This is a genomic window from Streptococcus sp. VT 162 (assembly GCA_000688775.2).
Taxonomy (GTDB): Bacteria; Bacillota; Bacilli; order Lactobacillales; family Streptococcaceae; genus Streptococcus.
Genome location: CP007628.2, coordinates 61143 through 78119 on the forward strand (window position 1 = coordinate 61143; position 16977 = coordinate 78119).

Annotated in this window: 19 protein-coding genes and 1 pseudogene; 17 read left to right on the plus strand and 3 right to left on the minus strand. The window is 42.2% G+C overall.

What is annotated here, in order from left to right; genetic code table 11:
* The first annotated feature begins 5 nt into the window (after window positions 1-5).
* The 15 genes from V470_00305 to V470_00375 all read left to right on the plus strand — a co-directional run bounded on the left by V470_00305 (window position 6) and on the right by V470_00375 (window position 12952).
* Window positions 6-1793 (plus strand): beta-galactosidase, encoded by a 1788-nt coding sequence (locus V470_00305; GenBank protein AHZ46896.1) that lies wholly within the window; start codon window positions 6-8, stop codon window positions 1791-1793.
* Entirely contained in the window at window positions 1790-2266 is a 477-nt protein-coding gene (locus V470_00310) for a PTS mannose transporter subunit IIAB (protein ID AHZ46897.1), read from the plus strand. The genes V470_00305 and V470_00310 overlap by 4 nt, the downstream gene beginning before the upstream one ends.
* Window positions 2267-2292: 26 nt before the next feature.
* Window positions 2293-3198 carry a PTS fructose transporter subunit IIC gene (locus tag V470_00315; GenBank protein ID AHZ46898.1) on the plus strand — a complete coding sequence of 302 codons (906 nt, stop codon included), beginning with the start codon at window positions 2293-2295 and terminating at the stop codon, window positions 3196-3198.
* The gene (locus V470_00320) at window positions 3185-4006 is read left to right on the plus strand and encodes a PTS fructose transporter subunit IID (GenBank protein ID AHZ46899.1); all 822 of its coding nucleotides are present in this window, start codon (window positions 3185-3187) and stop codon (window positions 4004-4006) included. The genes V470_00315 and V470_00320 overlap by 14 nt, the downstream gene beginning before the upstream one ends.
* A 3-nt stretch (window positions 4007-4009) precedes the next feature.
* Complete coding sequence (locus V470_00325) at window positions 4010-4414, plus strand: PTS fructose transporter subunit IIA (protein ID AHZ46900.1); 405 nt, start codon at window positions 4010-4012, stop codon at window positions 4412-4414.
* A gap of 104 nt (window positions 4415-4518) precedes the next feature.
* Window positions 4519-5685, plus strand: coding sequence for a tagatose-6-phosphate ketose isomerase (agaS, locus tag V470_00330; GenBank protein ID AHZ46901.1), 1167 nt, complete (start codon window positions 4519-4521; stop codon window positions 5683-5685).
* 10 nt (window positions 5686-5695) lie between these two features.
* Window positions 5696-6691, plus strand: coding sequence for a tagatose-bisphosphate aldolase (locus V470_00335; protein ID AHZ46902.1), 996 nt, complete (start codon window positions 5696-5698; stop codon window positions 6689-6691).
* Window positions 6692-6837: 146 nt separating this feature from the next.
* On the plus strand, window positions 6838-7875 hold the full coding sequence (locus V470_00340) for an aldose epimerase (GenBank protein ID AHZ46903.1): 1038 nt from the start codon (window positions 6838-6840) through the stop codon (window positions 7873-7875).
* 116 nt (window positions 7876-7991) lie between these two features.
* Complete coding sequence (locus V470_00345; GenBank protein ID AHZ46904.1) at window positions 7992-8846, plus strand: glyoxalase; 855 nt, start codon at window positions 7992-7994, stop codon at window positions 8844-8846.
* A 305-nt stretch (window positions 8847-9151) separates the two neighbouring features.
* Window positions 9152-9724 carry a hypothetical protein gene (locus V470_00350; protein AHZ46905.1) on the plus strand — a complete coding sequence of 191 codons (573 nt, stop codon included), beginning with the start codon at window positions 9152-9154 and terminating at the stop codon, window positions 9722-9724.
* Between the two features lies 1 nt (window position 9725).
* The gene (locus tag V470_00355; GenBank protein ID AHZ46906.1) at window positions 9726-10394 is read left to right on the plus strand and encodes a hypothetical protein; all 669 of its coding nucleotides are present in this window, start codon (window positions 9726-9728) and stop codon (window positions 10392-10394) included.
* 133 nt (window positions 10395-10527) lie between these two features.
* The gene (locus V470_00360; GenBank protein AHZ46907.1) at window positions 10528-11199 is read left to right on the plus strand and encodes a hypothetical protein; all 672 of its coding nucleotides are present in this window, start codon (window positions 10528-10530) and stop codon (window positions 11197-11199) included.
* A complete protein-coding gene (locus tag V470_00365; protein AHZ46908.1) occupies window positions 11199-11861 on the plus strand; it encodes a hypothetical protein in 663 nt (220 codons plus the stop codon). The genes V470_00360 and V470_00365 overlap by 1 nt, the downstream gene beginning before the upstream one ends.
* A 76-nt stretch (window positions 11862-11937) precedes the next feature.
* Window positions 11938-12495, plus strand: a complete 558-nt coding sequence (locus V470_00370) for a hypothetical protein (GenBank protein ID AHZ46909.1) — start codon at window positions 11938-11940, stop codon at window positions 12493-12495.
* 199 nt (window positions 12496-12694) lie between these two features.
* Window positions 12695-12952 carry a hypothetical protein gene (locus tag V470_00375; GenBank protein AHZ46910.1) on the plus strand — a complete coding sequence of 86 codons (258 nt, stop codon included), beginning with the start codon at window positions 12695-12697 and terminating at the stop codon, window positions 12950-12952.
* A gap of 221 nt (window positions 12953-13173) precedes the next feature.
* On the opposite strand, the gene V470_00380 is transcribed toward V470_00375, so the two are convergent.
* The gene (locus tag V470_00380; protein AHZ46911.1) at window positions 13174-13470 is read right to left on the minus strand and encodes a rhodanese; all 297 of its coding nucleotides are present in this window, start codon (window positions 13468-13470) and stop codon (window positions 13174-13176) included.
* 345 nt (window positions 13471-13815) lie between these two features.
* Window positions 13816-14124, minus strand: coding sequence for a sulfurtransferase (locus tag V470_00385; protein AHZ46912.1), 309 nt, complete (start codon window positions 14122-14124; stop codon window positions 13816-13818).
* Between the two features lie 175 nt (window positions 14125-14299).
* Between V470_00385 and V470_00390 the strand changes: the two genes are divergently transcribed.
* The gene (locus V470_00390) at window positions 14300-14863 is read left to right on the plus strand and encodes an acetyltransferase (GenBank protein AHZ46913.1); all 564 of its coding nucleotides are present in this window, start codon (window positions 14300-14302) and stop codon (window positions 14861-14863) included.
* Window positions 14864-14905: 42 nt separating this feature from the next.
* On the opposite strand, the pseudogene V470_00395 reads toward V470_00390, so the two are convergent.
* A pseudogene (locus V470_00395) lies at window positions 14906-15238 on the minus strand (transporter).
* A 174-nt stretch (window positions 15239-15412) separates the two neighbouring features.
* On the opposite strand from V470_00395, the gene V470_10465 reads away from it, so the two are divergent.
* A complete protein-coding gene (locus tag V470_10465; protein ID AJZ74509.1) occupies window positions 15413-16621 on the plus strand; it encodes a lipoprotein in 1209 nt (402 codons plus the stop codon).
* Window positions 16622-16977: the final 356 nt, after the last annotated feature.

Below are 16977 nucleotides of genomic sequence, written 5' to 3' on the forward strand. Positions count from 1 at the left end.
ATAACATGACCAGATTTAAAATTGAGGACGATTTCTATTTAGACGAAAAACCGTTCAAGATTTTGTCCGGCGCCATTCATTATTTTAGAATTCCAGCAGAGGATTGGTATCATTCTCTCTATAACTTAAAGGCGCTTGGCTTTAATACAGTCGAGACTTATGTAGCTTGGAATTTACACGAACCTGTTGAAGGGGAGTTTGATTTTGAAGGTGCCAGAAATTTGGAGAGATTTCTTCAAATTGCACAAGATCTAGGTCTCTATGCCATTGTACGCCCGTCTCCATTTATCTGTGCGGAATGGGAATTTGGTGGCTTGCCGGCTTGGCTCTTGACCAAGGACATGCGAATTCGCTCGTCCGACCCGGCCTACATCGAGGCTGTTGCTCGCTATTATGACCAATTATTGCCAAGGCTTGTGCCTCGCTTGTTGGATAATGGTGGAAACATTCTTATGATGCAAGTCGAAAATGAATATGGCTCTTATGGAGAAGATAAGTCTTATCTACGAGCAATTCGGAAATTGATGGAAGACCGAGGGATTGATTGCCCACTCTTTACTTCAGATGGCCCATGGAGGGCTACTCTGAAAGCCGGAACCTTGATCGAAGACGATCTCTTTGTGACAGGAAACTTCGGTTCTAAAGCTCCGTACAACTTTTCACAGATGCAGGAATTCTTTGATGAGCATGGCAAGAAATGGCCCCTCATGTGTATGGAATTCTGGGATGGTTGGTTCAACCGTTGGAAAGAACCCATCATCACTCGTGATCCTAAAGAATTGGCAGAAGCTGTTCGAGAGGTATTGGAGCAAGGCTCTATCAACCTTTACATGTTCCATGGAGGGACAAACTTTGGTTTCATGAATGGTTGCTCGGCTCGAGGGACTCTGGATTTGCCACAAGTCACATCTTATGACTATGATGCCCTTCTCGATGAAGAAGGAAATCCAACTGCTAAATACTTAGCAGTCAAGAAGATGATGGCAACCCACTTCCCAGAGTATCCACAGTTGGAACCACTCTATAAGGAAAGCATGGAGATAGGGTCCATTCCATTGGTCGAAAAAGTTTCCTTGTTTGAAACTCTGGATAGTCTCTCTAGTCCTACTGAGAGCCTCTATCCAAAAGCGATGGAAGAACTTGGTCAAAGTTATGGCTACCTTCTCTACCGCAATGAGGCAAGTTGGGATGCAGAAGAAGAACGTCTCCGTATCATCGATGGACGTGACCGAGCTCAACTCTTTGTAGATGGTCAATGGATTGCTACTCAATACCAGACAGAGATTGGTGAAGATATCTACTGTCAGGGCAACCGAGAAGGCTTTTCAGAGATTGACATCTTGATTGAAAATATGGGGCGTGTCAACTACGGACATAAGTTCTTGGCAGATACGCAACGTAAAGGAATTCGTACAGGTGTCTGCAAGGATCTACATTTCTTACTGAATTGGAAACAATATCCACTGCCACTGGATAATCCTGAGAAGATTGATTTTTCAAAAGGATGGACAGAAGGACAACCAGCCTTTTACGCTTTCGACTTTACTGTTGAAGAGCCGAAGGATACCTACTTAGACTTGTCTGAGTTTGGTAAGGGAGTTGCCTTTGTCAACGGGCGTCACTTAGGACGTTTCTGGAACGTCGGCCCGACCCTCTCACTTTATATCCCTCATAGCTATCTCAAGGAAGGTGCTAACCGCATCATCATCTTTGAAACTGAGGGCGAATATAAAGAAGAGATTCATTTAACTCGTAAACCTACACTAAAACACATAAAGGGGGAAAACTTATGACAATTGTAGGATGCCGTATCGATGGACGTTTGATCCACGGTCAAGTAGCCAATCTTTGGGCTGGAAAACTAAATGTTTCACGCATTATGGTTGTAGACGACGAAGTTGTTAACAACGATATTGAAAAGAGTGGTTTGAAACTTGCGACACCACCAGGTGTGAAACTCAGTATCTTGCCAGTTGAGAAAGCAGCAGTAAATATCCTTGCTGGTAAATACGATAGCCAACGTCTCTTTATCGTTGCACGTAAACCAGACCGTTTCCTTGGTTTGGTCGAAGCAGGTGTTCCGCTTGAAACACTCAACGTTGGCAATATGTCTCAAACACCAGAAACTCGCTCTATCACACGTTCTATCAACGTGGTAGACAAGGATGTGGAAGATTTCCACAAACTAGCAGAAAAAGGTGTGAAACTCACTGCTCAAATGGTTCCAAATGATCCAGTTTCAGACTTTTTGAGCTTATTAAAATAGGAAAAAATTTTTAGGAGGTCATTGTTATGATACAACCGTGGCAAATTTTACTTCTCACTTTGTACTCAGCTTATCAAATCTGTGATGAGTTGACAATCGTTTCATCTGCAGGTTCCCCTGTATTCGCTGGTTTCATTACTGGTTTGATCATGGGAGATGTGACAACTGGTTTGTTTATCGGTGGTAGCTTGCAGTTGTTCGTTCTCGGGGTTGGTACCTTTGGTGGTGCTTCTCGTATCGACGCAACTTCTGGTGCGGTTCTTGCAACAGCATTCTCTATCTCTCAAGGTATTGATACAGATCTTGCGATTACAACAATCGCTGTACCAGTAGCAGCACTTTTGACATACTTCGACGTTCTTGGACGTATGACAACTACTTTCTTTGCACACCGTATTGATGCTGCGATCGAACGCTTTGACTACAAAGGTATCGAACGCAACTACCTACTTGGTGCGCTTCCATGGGCTCTTTCTCGTGCCCTTCCAGTATTCTTCGCTCTTGCTTTTGGTGGAGAATTCGTACAAGGTGTTGTAAACCTTGTTAAAGAATACCAATGGGTTGCAGACGGTTTGACACTTGCAGGTCGTATGCTTCCAGGTCTTGGATTTGCAATCTTGCTTCGTTACCTTCCAGTTAAACGTAATCTTCACTACCTTGCAATGGGATTCGGTTTGACAGCTATGTTGACTGTTCTTTACTCATATGTAACAGGTCTTGGTGGAGCTGTTGCGGGTATCCTTGGTACTCTTCCTGCTGATGTTGCTGAAAAGATTGGCTTTGCTAACAACTTCAAAGGTTTGTCTATGATCGGTATCTCTATCGTAGGTATCTTCCTTGCAGTTGTTCACTTTAAGAACAGCCAAAAAGTAGCTGTAGCAGCACCTTCTACACCATCAGAAAGTGGGGAAATCGAAGATGACGAATTCTAATTACAAACTTACAAAAGAAGATTTTAATCAAATCAACAAACGTAGCTTGTTTACTTTCCAATTAGGTTGGAACTACGAACGTATGCAAGCTTCTGGTTACCTTTACATGATCTTGCCTCAATTGCGTAAAATGTATGGGGATGGAACTCCTGAATTGAAAGAAATGATGAAAGTTCATACTCAATTCTTCAATACTTCACCATTCTTCCACACAATTATCGCTGGTTTTGACCTTGCCATGGAAGAAAAAGATGGTGTGGGTTCAAAAGATGCCGTTAACGGTATCAAGACAGGTTTGATGGGACCATTTGCTCCTCTTGGAGATACAATCTTTGGTTCACTTGTACCTGCTATCATGGGATCTATCGCAGCAACTATGGCGATCGCTGGCCAACCATGGGGTATCTTCCTTTGGATCGCAGTTGCAGTTGCTTATGATATCTTCCGTTGGAAACAATTGGAATTTGCCTACAAAGAAGGGGTTAACCTTATCAACAACATGCAAAGTACCTTGACAGCTTTGATTGACGCTGCATCTGTACTTGGTGTCTTCATGATGGGTGCTCTTGTAGCAACAATGATCAACTTTGACATTTCTTACAAATTGCCAATCGGTGAAAAGATGATTGACTTCCAAGACATCTTGAACTCAATCTTCCCACGCTTGCTTCCAGCAATCTTTACTGCCTTTATCTTCTGGTTGCTTGGTAAGAAAGGTATGAACTCTACTAAAGCGATCGGTATCATTATCGTTCTTGCAGTAGGTCTTTCATTCATCGGTAAATTCTTGCTTGGAATGGGCGCATAATTTATGACAAAATCATTAATTTTGGTGAGTCATGGTCGTTTCTGTGAAGAACTTAAAGGTAGCACTGAAATGATCATGGGTCCACAAGACAACATTCATGCAGTGGCTCTTCTTCCAGAAGATGGTCCCGAAGAATTTACTGCTAAATTTGAAGCTGCTATCGAAGGATTGGATGATTTCCTAGTCTTTGCGGATCTTCTAGGTGGTACACCTTGTAACGTGGTAAGCCGTTTGATCATGGAAGGTCGCGACATTGAACTCTACGCAGGGATGAATCTTCCAATGGTGATTGAATTTATCAATGCAAGCCTTACAGGTGCAGATGCGGATTATAAGAGCCGTGCTGCAGAAAGCATCGTAAAAGTCAACGACCTGTTAGCGGGCTTCGATGATGACGAAGATGAATAAGATGTGACTTAGAGCATCTTATATAGAATATACATGGGAATGGGAGTCACTCCCATTCCCATATTTTCAATAGGAATGAAACAACAATAGATTAGAGGAACTCTATGCTAAATTACACAAAAGAAGAATTACTTGAACTGGGTGCAGAAATCACGACTCGTGAGATCTACCAACAGCCTGATGTATGGAAAGAAGCTTTTGAAGCCTATCAAGCAAAACGGGAAGAAATTGCAGCATTCCTACAAGGAATCGCTGGTAAACATGACTATATCAAGGTCATCTTGACGGGTGCTGGTACTTCTGCTTATGTGGGAGATACCTTGGTGCCTTACTTTAAGGAAGTCTATGACGAACGCAAATGGAATTTCAATGCCATTGCGACAACTGATATTGTTGCCAATCCAGAAACTTATTTGAAAAAAGATGTGGCGACTGTTCTTGTATCCTTTGCTCGTAGTGGGAATTCGCCTGAAAGTGTGGCGACGGTTGATTTGGCTAAAGCCTTGGTGGACGACCTTTACCAAGTGACCATTACTTGTGCAGCAGATGGTAAATTGGCTCTTCAAGCTCATGGTGATGACCGCAATCTTTTGCTCTTGCAACCAGCTGCTTCTAATGACGCTGGATTTGCCATGACTTCTAGTTTTACGTCCATGATGTTGACAGCTCTCTTGGTTTTTGATCCTACAGAATTTGCTGTGAAAGCTGAACGTTTTGAAGTTGTGTCTAGTCTTGCCCGTAAAGTTCTAGAAAATGCAGCAGATGTTAAAGAACTGGTTGACCTCGACTTTAACCGTGTTATCTACCTAGGCGCTGGTCCTTTCTTTGGACTTGCTCATGAAGCTCAGCTCAAGATTTTGGAATTAACTGCTGGTCAAGTGGCGACCATGTATGAAAGCCCAGTTGGCTTCCGTCACGGTCCAAAATCATTGATCAATGAAGATACAGTTGTTTTGATCTTTGGCACAACGTCAGACTACACTCGCAAGTACGACTTGGACTTAGTTCGTGAAGTGGCTGGTGATCAGATTGCTCGTCGTGTTGTGCTCTTGAGTGATCAAGCCTTTGGTCTTGAAAATGTCAAAGAAGTAGCACTTGGTTGTGGCGGTGTCTTGAATGATATTTACCGTGTCTTCCCTTACATCGTTTATGCCCAACTCTTTGCCCTTTTGACTTCACTCAAGGTAGAAAACAAACCAGATACACCGTCTCCTACAGGCACCGTAAACCGTGTGGTACAAGGTGTGATCATTCATGACTATCAAAAATAAGGAAGTGTTTATGAGTAAATTACAATTAAGTCCCAATAAAGTAGCTTGCTTGCAAAAACTCTCTGACGAGAACGGCATTATCTCAGCTCTTGCCTTTGACCAACGTGGTGCTTTGAAACGCCTTATGGCGCAATACCAAACAGAAGAGCCAACAGTGGCTCAAATGGAAGAACTTAAAGTCTTGGTAGCAGATGAATTGACAAAATACGCTTCATCTATGCTCCTTGACCCTGAATATGGACTTCCAGCTACAAAAGCGCTTGATGCCAACGCCGGCCTTCTCCTTGCTTATGAGAAAACTGGTTACGACACAACAAGCACCAAACGCTTGCCTGACTGTTTGGATGTTTGGTCTGCAAAACGTATCAAGGAACAAGGTGCAGATGCTGTGAAGTTCTTGCTTTATTATGACGTAGACAGCGCTGACGAACTTAACCAAGAAAAACAAGCCTACATCGAACGTATCGGTTCTGAGTGCGTGGCAGAAGACATTCCATTCTTCCTTGAAATCTTGGCTTACGATGAAAAAATCGCTGACGCAGGTTTTGCAGAATACGCTAAAGTCAAACCACACAAGGTTATCGGTGCCATGAAGGTCTTCTCAGACCCACGTTTCAACATCGATGTCTTGAAAGTAGAAGTTCCAGTCAACGTCAAATACGTTGAAGGCTTTGGCGATGGTGAAATCGTTCATACACGCGAAGAAGCAGCAGCTTTCTTCAAAGCGCAAGATGAAGCAACTAACTTGCCATACATCTACTTGAGTGCAGGTGTATCAGCCAAACTTTTCCAAGAAACACTTGTCTTTGCCCACGAATCAGGCGCAAACTTCAACGGCGTTCTTTGTGGCCGTGCAACATGGGCCGGATCAGTTGAAGCTTACATCAAAGACGGTGAAGCAGCAGCTCGTGAGTGGCTACGCACAACTGGATTTGAGAACATTGACGAACTCAACAAGGTTCTTCAAACAACAGCAACTTCATGGAAAGAACGTGTAGAAGCATAAAACAAGAATAGAAGAATCCCTTTTTGTTAAGAAGATACTTAAGGTTTTCTGACAAAGGATTCTGAAAATAAAAACTACAACCATAGATGGTAAATACACTCTCTATGGTTTGTTTACTTAAGAGAAATGGATCAAAGGAGAGAAGAATGAAAGCATACACAGAGCGTGTATTTGGAAATCATGAGGGCAAGGATGTCTTGGCTTATCGCTTTGAGACTGATGGTGGTTACCAGCTTGAAATTATGACTTATGGTGCGACCATTTTGCGCTATGTCACACCTGACAAGGCTGGAAATTTTGCTAATGTTATCCTAGGATTTGATGATTTTGCTAGCTATGTAGGCAATAGTCCCAAGCATGGAGCAAGTGTAGGTCCTGTAGCGGGCCGTATTGCAGGTGCGACATTTGAGCTTAATGGCCAGACCTATAATCTTGAAGTCAACAATGCCAGCAACTGTAACCACAGTGGTTCAACAGGTTGGGATTCAAGCTTGTTTGAATTGGTAGAGGTGAGCGCCCATGGCTTGACCCTCTACACAGAGCGTACAGATGGGACCGGAGGATTTCCTGGTAATCTCAAGATTTGGATTAGCTACCACTTGGAAGAAACTGGCGCCTACGAAGTCAGCTATAAGGTGACGACAGATCAGGATACGCTTGTCAATCCAACTAATCACAGCTACTTCAACTTGTCTGGTGATTTCACGCAGACAGTTGACCGCCATGTCTTCCAACTAAATACGGAGGGCATTTACCCAATCGCTCCGGACGGTGTTCCAGATAAGACTCCAGATGCTAATCGTGATGTGGTGAAACACATCTACAATGGAGCTTTGTTGAAGGACATCTTTGCAGAGGAAGATGAGCAAATCCAGTTGGTATCTGGTTTGGATCACCCATTTGCTCTTCCTGCGGGTCATGACAATGCTGGTTTCCTTTATGACCAAAACTCAGGTCGTTTCCTGCTTTTCAAGACAGAGGCCCCTTGCTTTGTGGTCTACACAGCAAACTTTGTGGATGAGAGTGTGCTCATCGGAGGCCAGCCAATGCTGCAACACAATGGGATTGCCCTTGAAGCGCAAGCTTTACCAGATGCTATTCACAGTGATCTCAAAGACCAAGTCATTCTCAAAGCAGGGGAAACTTTCACCAGCAAAACTCGCTATGAGCTTGTTGTAAAATAAAAAGAAGAGCTGGTTTCCAGCTCTTTTGAGTTGTCTTCGTTGACATTTTATCTCAATAGTGTATAATTGATGTAATCTATAAAGTTACAACGTTACAACGTAAAGGAGACACCCAGATGACTTATGCGTACCAAAGCCACATTTACCTAGCCGAGGTGGTTTTAAATGTCAAGGATTTGAAGACTCAAACGGCTTTTTATCACCAGATTATTGGCTTGGAGATTTTATCCCAAACAGAGACAGAAGCGATTTTGGGACTTGGTCGAAAAGCCTTAGTTCACTTGATTCAGGCAGAAAAGACAGGGGAAGTAAGGGAGTATTACGGCCTTTACCATCTGGCGATTTTGTCGCCGACACGAAAAGCCTTGGCAGATGTCTTGAAACACCTAAGTGACTTGCAGATTCCTCTGGTCGGGGGTGCAGATCATGGATACAGCGAGGCAATTTATCTAGAGGATTTGGAAGGAAATGGCATTGAACTCTACCGTGATAAGCCAGTGTCTTCATGGGATATTCGAGAAGACGGCCGCATTATCGGTGTGACCGAAGCTCTTGCGGCACAGGACATCTATGAGTTAGGGGAAAAGGTGGATCCCTTTATCCTAGCTGAAGGGACGAGAATGGGGCATATCCATCTATCGGTGAAGGATAGCCACGCGGCGAGCCAGTTTTATCAAAAGGTGTTAGGACTAGAAGATAAATTTAGCATTCCTAGTGCTAGTTGGATAGCGGCTGGTCAGTACCATCACCACCTGGCTGTCAACGAATGGGCTGGAAAAGGGCTAGCTCCGCGTGAGCAAGGCTTGCCAGGCTTGGCCTACTATGTTCTTGAGGTAGAAAGCAAGGAAGAACTCCTGAACATCGTTAAGCAAGCACAAGAGCTAGAAGTACCAATCAAGTGGTTAAATTCGAGTGAGTTGGATTTGGTAGATCCAGATGGGATTGTGACCCGTATTCGCTTAGCACGATGAGGAAGAGACGTCATTTGTTTTAGAGACATAGAAAAAGGCGGATAAGCTCGCATTCTGTTTTTAGAATGCGGACTTGTTCGCTTTTTTATGAAATGACGAACCCTTTCTTGGATCTAGCAAAGGTATCTGCCGGGGATATTTTACCTTTTCTGGGGGTTCATGCTATAATACTAATAAACTTTTCTTTCTCTAGACGGCAAATGCCGAAAATCGGCTAGACTGCTGGCAATCGTTGTCACGATGCTTTTAAGAGAAAGTAGGATTCTGTTTGAGTATCCGTATTGAGTTTAGGAGACGGGAAATAGATGGACACAAGTGTAAAAAATTTAATCAGTATGGGCCCTCTGGAGGACTCTTTTATCTATTATGATCTGAAGAATCAAGTATTCTATGAAGTAAAACAAGGCATGAATTATTCAGCCATTGCAGCTCCTATTGCAGTCTTTTCCTTGCAACGGCTGTCGAAGTTGCTCAACCAAACCTTTGGAGATGTCTCATCACCTCTTAATCTAATCTTCTTTATCCTGATGTCTCTGTTTTTGATTTTCGGGACCATTCTCCTTGCTAAATCTACTCGACGCAACATGAAGACAGATAGATTTAGAAAAGTTCGGCTGACAAAAGCCAACATCAAAACCCTTAGGAGAAAATCTAGGGCGTTGACAGTAGTTGGCTACATTTTTGTTTTAATAACGATTTTTTCAGCCTATCGTTATCTGGCTGTTTCTGATTTTCAATTTTTAATTATGTACATGTTAGGGATTGGTATTCTTACATATATAGTTTATGATTTTCGGATGAAAACGCGCAAACGACTGTTCAAGGAGCTGATGGAGACATTACAGGACGGTAGCCGAGGGAAAGAGGGAGAAATGTAAGATGAGAAAAATAATCTTTATTGGACAGAGCGGTGATGAAGCTGTCTACTATAACACAAGAACAAAAGAGGCTCTGGTAGCCGATAAGAGCGCCTTATTAAATACAGAAGGAGCTAGGAAGACCAATAAGGCTATTATTCCTTTGATATTACTTTTTGCGTTATTTGGTGGAGGTGTTGGACTTGCTATTTTTTCCTTTACTTCTCCATTTAGATTAAACGAGAGGATGATTCCAATCATTTTACTAGCCATATTTTTAGTTTTTGTTGGAAGTATTTATATGTTGGAAAAAGCATTGTATAAAAATGTTCGTTCCACAGTTTTGGCAAACGAAGAACAATTTAAAGCTGCAGTGAATGGAAATTTATTTTGGGAAGGATTTTCCGATAAGAAAGCAACATTAGGTAAAATTTTCTTTTTCTCGTTTGTTATCTTGGTTCTTCTGTTTTGTTTAGGAATTGTAAGTTTATTTGGAATATCAGGAATGCTTATTCCTTATTATAACCATGAGTGGTTTGATCTTTCATTATTATTTTCACCAGTGGCAGGGGTACTTCCAGCAGTGGTCGTAATTGCTCTATTCCAAAACAACCCTATCCGCTGGCTCTTAGCTGTGCGAAAGTATGAACAGGGGAAAGTGATATTTGCAGAAGAAGAGGAGAAACAATAGGTTTCATACTTATGCTATTGAGACCTTATTTGGTGTATGGGTAGGAACAGTGGTTGATGATGTTTTATCAAAAACCTATGACAAAATTGAAGTTTCTGATTATAGTGATTGATGGAAACCGTGGTGATTAAATATGAGAAAAATAATTTTTATTGGACAGAGCGGTGATAAGGCCGTTTACTATAACACGCGAACAAAAGAGGCTCTCGTAGCCGATAAGAGTGTTTTGTTAAATACGGAAGGGGCTAGGAAGACCAATAATGCTATCATTCCTTTGATGTTTGCTTTTGTTTTTTTGGGTATTATCGGAGGATTAGTAGCTATACCTGCATTTTCAGGTTTTCAATATAGCAGCTGGATGGTTCCGCCTTATATCGTTGCCCAATTCTTTGTCTGCTTTGGCTTTATATGGATGATGGAAGAGGCCTTGTATAAAGAGGTGAAACAGGTTCAAGGGGCAAGTTCTCAACAGTTTGAGAAAGCCGTTTATTCAAATCTGCTTTGGGAAAATTTCAGTAAGAAAAAAGCAACATTTGGGAAAATGATAGTTTTTCTAATAATACAGTTAGTAATTCTATTTATAGCATTTATAGGAATCGCTACCATACTAAATATTATAAATTCATTTATAAATCAGGAGAAATTTGACGCACAAATTTTATTTTCATTATTGATAGGTCTCTTTCCTGCCTTGTTGTACCTTTTCTTATTCCAAAACAATCCTATCCGCTGGTTCTTAGCTGTGCGAAAGTATGAACAAGGGAAAGTGATATTTAGGGAAGAAATAGAAAAGAGGGAATGCTAATGTCACAAGAGAGATATTTGCAGATCAAAAAAGAGCATCAAGTTCGTAAGTTTGTGGGGCGTTTCCTCTTCATTCTTCTCGCTATCCTCGATGTTCTACTGGTATCAAGTCATTCCAATTATGTCCCGCTTGTAACGGTGGCCATGGTAACGATTGTGCCTTTTAATCATTTTCTACTTGGTCCTCTTAGGAGACAGAAAAAAGCCATAGAAAAAGAGCATCCAGAATGGAAAATACTCAGTACAAAGGGAGTAAAGGTTCCCTCGGCTGAAGCCAATAAAAGAACCTTGGCTGGTATTGGGATCTTGATAGCCTTACTGTTGTCTTTTGGGCTATTCTATAAACCTGTAAAACAGCCGAACGACCAAGTAAACAAGCCGCCTAAGCTTGATTCTAAAGCGCCTGAAACGTCCAAGTCTTCAGAGTCTGAGTCGTCCAGTTCCTCTAAGACCAAAGAATCCAGTTCCTCAGAGTCGAAATCCTCGTCTTCGACTGAACAAAGTTCTAAAACCGAAAGTTCAGGAACAAAACCGTCAAAAAGCGAATCCAATAATCCTTATTACCAGATTCCAGGACTTACTGACGAACAGGTGAGAGATATCATATCAAAATCGGTGAAAGATTTGAGAGAAAAACAGTCAAAAGAAAAATCCGAAGAGTAGACTCGAGGACATCAATGTCCTTTCTGGATGAGTTCGTTTTGAGATTTTACTGTATAAAATAACAGGAGGAGTTCATATGAATAAAGAAGTGATTGGTTTGATAGTTGGGACAATCGTCATCTTCCTATCTTTTGTATTTGTGTGTGGGACCTTTCTCTATCTCTATCTTCGAGATCAGAAGTTGTTCCGCCTTGCCAAGTCATCCGTTCCTGGAACGGTTATCGGCTATAGCCGTTTTCGTGAGGGGTATCCACCTATCGTCGAATACACGGTGGATGGGATTGCTTATAAGAAAACCTTGCAGTATTTTATGTTCAAAACGGTCACAATTCCGTGGGGGACTACTAAATTTTTAAAGGACTATACAAGAGAAGATATGCTGGCACCTTCGATCACTCGCTACAGCAACTCCTTTGTTTCTTTCAAACGCTTGATGCAGACCCATTTCCCCCTTCATTCGGAGCTGACAGTCTGGTATGATCCAGACAAGCCGACCAGGGCCTATGTCGAACGTTACAGCGGAATGGACAAGTTTTACAAGTGGTTTGGTATCGGATTTGGGCTGGCTCTAGTTATAGTCTATGGGATAGTGATCCTAGCCTTTTTGTCCAATTTGTCCAAGATATACGCATAAAGGTCAGTTGGTTGAAAGGAAACGTGACTTCCCATCGAGCTTCAAGGAGGACAGAGTTTCTTTTCCATTTCCATGCTTATCAATCTTTTCTATCTGATACAGAGGAGAGGTTGCCTCCTACAAATACAGACAGGAAGTGAATTTTGACAAAGCCCCTTATTCGAGATATAATGAAGAAAAAGTGACCAAGGATAAATTAATGACAAACTCAAAGTATATAACACGCCTGAAACGTTCAGAGGGTCAGTTGCGTGGGATTCAAAAGATGATTGAAGAAGATCGTGACTGCGCAGATATTGTTACGCAGTTGACAGCAGTGAAATCTAGCGTTGAGCGCGTGATTGAGATGATCATTACTGAAAATCTCACAGGCTGTATCAACCAACCATTAGACGACCCCGAGGCTCAAAAGGAACGCCTAGAAAAGGCCATCCGATACCTGATTAAACGGAAGTAAACTAATTTGCTATTGATAAACAATGCAGACAAAGGTATTTAAGTTTATTCCGACAAAAAAATCATGTCAGCCAAACGGATGAGTTCCCCCAATACCAACGAGAAGACCTCTTTTTAGATACCATAAAGTTGCTTCTTTTTTAGAAGCGACGGGCTACGAGCCCTATATCATTGGGTTGCAGAAATGAAAAAATCGATTAAGTTTCTTAATCGGTTTTTTGCTTATTCTACTTGACCGGGCCAAGCATTCATACCACCTTCTACATTGATAACGGTGAGGCCTTGGGCGCTTAGAAATTCACAAGCAGATGCAGAACGGACTCCACCTTGACAGATGACATGGTATTCCTGGTCAGGTTTGAGTTCTTTGTAACCTTGCTCCAAGGTACTTAACGGAAGATTTTTGGCACCTGGTGCATGTCCTGCTTGGAATTCATGTCCCTCACGTACATCGATAAGGTTTAGATTTTCATTTAGGTATTTTTCATAAAAATCAGCCATGCTGATATTAGTTTCCATACTCGACTCCTTCTGGATTAGTCATTTTATATAGTGAATAAGCGTCGTCAAGGTTTTGGACGGAAATTCCTACCACTGGAGGCTACGCTCTGTGATATAGTTGCGCAAAACGCTGTGGCAGCTAAGGATGTAGGTTTGGTTCTTGTCTGGTTCATCCAAGCTCTCCCCTAGTTCATTTAGGGGATATGGATGATATCGATCTTGGGTCGCCCCCCTGAAATTCGCTACTTATCCGTACATCTAGGGATTTTGGCCCTTAGTCAGATCGTCTTTGAGCTGACAACATTGGATATTATCGCTCAGGCCTTCGATAAGGTTCAAGGCTGCCTAGCCCATTTTATGCTTCTAGATGACCTTACCTGTCCAAGCGCTCATACCGCCTCGGACATTGATGACATCATAGCCTTTTTTCTTAAGCTTTTTCGCAGCTAGTTTGCTTCGCACACCAGAATGACAAATGACATAAAGTGTTTCTTTTGTCGCTGGTGTGTAGGAACCAATTTCAGTTAGAGGGACATTCTTGGCATTTTTAATATGACCTCTACGGAATTCCATAGGCGTCCGAACATCCAGTAGTTGAATCGGTTCTCTGAGTTTAGCTTCTAACTCGCTGGTAGAAATACTGTCAATTTTTGTAAATAATAAGTGAAACATTGGCACCTCCTAGCATACCCTTATGGGGTATATTAAACCATGAAGTCAAGCTTTTGTCAAGCAAGTTGTTTTAACTTGGGAGGGGAATGGTTTCGAGAGTCTAGAAAGTAGGCTATTCTTGACCTTTCAAAGGCTTTTTGATATGATGGGTCCAAAGTAAGTGTGAGGTGATAAGATGGCTAGCGAATACCAGAAAATGATAGCAGGGGAGCCTTACCGTCCGTCGGATCCTGAATTACGGACCTTGGCGCAGGCTTCTCGCCAAAAACAGGCTGCCTTTAACAAGGAAGAAGATCCCTTGAAGGGAGCGGAGATTATCAAGACTTGGTTTGGCTCAACTGGGCAAAATCTCTATGTCAATCCACGCTTGGTGGTCGATTATGGAGTCAATATCCATCTAGGGGAAAATTTTTATTCTAATTGGAACTTGACAATGCTGGATGTTTGTCCGATTCGCATTGGGAACAACGCCATGCTTGGCCCCAACTGTCAGTTTTTAACCCCACTCCATCCACTGGATCCGGATGAACGCAATTCAGGGGTCGAATACGGCAAGCCCATCACCATCGGAGACAATTTCTGGGCTGGAGGTGGCGTCATTGTCCTTCCTGGAGTGACACTGGGCAATAACGTCGTCGCTGGAGCAGGAGCCGTGATCACCAAGTCTTTTGGAGACAATGTCGTTCTAGGTGGGAATCCTGCGCGTGTTATCAAGGAAATCCCAGTAAAAGAAAACTAAAAAGAACAGCTTGGGCTGTTCTTTTTATGAGCTTTAATCTTATAGATTTTTCTTCTTTTTGGCTTTCTTGGTCAAGGAAACATCGCACTGAGAAATCTTGCTTGTCAGGTAGCTTGTCAGTTGGAAGTCGTCTACCTGAGGATTGAGATCGACTTCGTAGACGGTTTGCAAGGATTCTTGGATGAGCTGAAAATCTTCTGTATCAAAGTAGATATTGGAAATGGTCGAAGTCGGATAGTCGTCCTCGACGAGGTAGTCTTTCAAATCTTCTATTAAATCCTGTAGGTCTGTTTTAGAGACCAGGTACTTGGTTTCGATCCGTTCAAAGCTTGTTTCTAGGGGTTTCATAAGCAATTTCTCCTTTAGATAAATCATAGATTAAACAAGGTAAACTTGCTTGGAACAAGTCTAGAGGACATTTCTAAAAGTTTTATTAAGCGAAACTTAACTGAAACTGAATTTAAGGAAACTTTCAGAAAAGTTTTAGTTTTGTTTCAGGAATCTTCTGTAGACTGTCTAGCTATATCATACGAAGGAGAGGAAAAAGGTATGAAATCAAAAAAATGGACCCTACTCGCAACGAGTTTAACGGCAATGGTGCTGCTGGCAGCATGTGCCCAGTCAACAACTACATCTAATACCAATGCAACGACAAATAGTGCAACAATAACTTCAACAAAGACAAACCAATCATCCTATTTTACAGAGAAGGACAATGATACCTCTTATGACGAAAGCACAGCCTCTAAGATTGAGTTATCTGGCTCATCAGCAAACGTCTCTGGAGATGGGGTGACAGTCTCTGAATCAACAGTGACCATCACAAAATCTGGGACCTATGTGATTTCAGGTCAGTCTGACGGAGTGCAGATCAAGATCGAGGCAGATAAGTCTGCAGATGTTCACCTAGTCCTAAAAGGTGCGACCATGACCAATACCAATGCAGCGATATCTGCGACATCAGCTGGCCATGTCTACTTGACTCTAGCAGAGGGAGCCACCAACAGTCTCTCTGACTCAAGCTCTAACAGCGACGAAAAAGCTGACGCAGCTCTCTTTTCTAAGGTGGATTTGACCATCAACGGGAAAGGAACTCTCAATGTAGATGGCAAGAAGAACAACGGTATCAAGGCTAATGACACTCTCCACATCACGGGTGGAACCTATAACATCACAGCAGTTGGCGATGCCTTTAATGTTAATGATGAACTCAACATCACTGGTACGACTATGACCATCGATGCCAAAGAAGATGGCGTAAAGGTGGACAATGACGAGGATACTTCAGTCGGAACCATGTACCTATCCAACAACAACATCACCGTTACAGCAGGAGATGATGGCATCCACGCATCAGGTGATTTGGTTATCGATAGTGGTACCTACACCGTCAAGAATTCGACAGAAGGACTTGAAGGTAAGTCCATCACCATCAACGGTGGGGACATTAGCATCTATTCGACAGATGATGGAGTCAATGCAGCTAATAAAAACGCCCAACAGAGTGAAATCTTCTTCACCATGAACGGTGGGAACCTGACAGTAGAAGTCGGCCAAGGAGACACAGACCCAATCGACTCAAACGGCAATATCACGGTCACAGGCGGAACCATTAAAATGACTGGTCAAACAGGTTTTGACTTTGATGGGACAGCGACCTACACAGGTGGAGATATCTATCTCAACGGTGAAAAACAAACGGAAATTGTCAACTCTATGCCTGGAGGTGGCGGTCCAGCCCCTGGCGGACAAGGATAAAAAAGAATCTCCTTTCTCGAAAGAGAAGGGAGAGTTTTTGTGTTTGAGAGATGGATTGTAGCTAAAACAACTCCCAATTAGGTCTTGAAAATTTCTTAGTCTCTTTCATATAAAAATGAGTAAAATGAATTTCCATCGCCAAGGTCATTAGAGTTGCGATAGCAATGACGATAGTAGGATTGGCTGAGAAAAGTAGAGGAAGAATAGGCCTTTAAAAAGTGGACGGGAAAGACCATTTCGGAGTATCGCGAAGAGATTTAGAAACAGCTCTAAAAGTAATAGCTATCCATTATAAGCATCAGATAATAATGTCTGGTGCTCTATTTTTTAAAGAATTTAGATTTTTTTCTTGACAA

Bases quoted from the DNA above. Each gene is read 5' to 3' on its own strand.
- V470_00355 (AHZ46906.1), top strand. From the start codon at position 9,726: ATGAGAAAAATAATCTTTATTGGACAGAGCGGTGATGAAGCTGTCTAC.
- V470_00365 (AHZ46908.1), top strand. From the start codon at position 11,199: ATGTCACAAGAGAGATATTTGCAGATCAAAAAAGAGCATCAAGTTCGT.
- V470_00315 (AHZ46898.1), top strand. From the start codon at position 2,293: ATGATACAACCGTGGCAAATTTTACTTCTCACTTTGTACTCAGCTTAT.
- V470_00380 (AHZ46911.1), bottom strand. From the start codon at position 13,470: ATGGAAACTAATATCAGCATGGCTGATTTTTATGAAAAATACCTAAAT.
- V470_00375 (AHZ46910.1), top strand. From the start codon at position 12,695: ATGACAAACTCAAAGTATATAACACGCCTGAAACGTTCAGAGGGTCAG.
- V470_00305 (AHZ46896.1), top strand. From the start codon at position 6: ATGACCAGATTTAAAATTGAGGACGATTTCTATTTAGACGAAAAACCG.
- V470_00335 (AHZ46902.1), top strand. From the start codon at position 5,696: ATGAGTAAATTACAATTAAGTCCCAATAAAGTAGCTTGCTTGCAAAAA.
- V470_00385 (AHZ46912.1), bottom strand. From the start codon at position 14,124: ATGTTTCACTTATTATTTACAAAAATTGACAGTATTTCTACCAGCGAG.
- V470_00345 (AHZ46904.1), top strand. From the start codon at position 7,992: ATGACTTATGCGTACCAAAGCCACATTTACCTAGCCGAGGTGGTTTTA.
- V470_00325 (AHZ46900.1), top strand. From the start codon at position 4,010: ATGACAAAATCATTAATTTTGGTGAGTCATGGTCGTTTCTGTGAAGAA.
- V470_00340 (AHZ46903.1), top strand. From the start codon at position 6,838: ATGAAAGCATACACAGAGCGTGTATTTGGAAATCATGAGGGCAAGGAT.
- V470_10465 (AJZ74509.1), top strand. From the start codon at position 15,413: ATGAAATCAAAAAAATGGACCCTACTCGCAACGAGTTTAACGGCAATG.
- agaS (AHZ46901.1), top strand. From the start codon at position 4,519: ATGCTAAATTACACAAAAGAAGAATTACTTGAACTGGGTGCAGAAATC.
- V470_00360 (AHZ46907.1), top strand. From the start codon at position 10,528: ATGAGAAAAATAATTTTTATTGGACAGAGCGGTGATAAGGCCGTTTAC.
- V470_00310 (AHZ46897.1), top strand. From the start codon at position 1,790: ATGACAATTGTAGGATGCCGTATCGATGGACGTTTGATCCACGGTCAA.
- V470_00390 (AHZ46913.1), top strand. From the start codon at position 14,300: ATGGCTAGCGAATACCAGAAAATGATAGCAGGGGAGCCTTACCGTCCG.
- V470_00350 (AHZ46905.1), top strand. From the start codon at position 9,152: ATGGACACAAGTGTAAAAAATTTAATCAGTATGGGCCCTCTGGAGGAC.
- V470_00370 (AHZ46909.1), top strand. From the start codon at position 11,938: ATGAATAAAGAAGTGATTGGTTTGATAGTTGGGACAATCGTCATCTTC.
- V470_00320 (AHZ46899.1), top strand. From the start codon at position 3,185: ATGACGAATTCTAATTACAAACTTACAAAAGAAGATTTTAATCAAATC.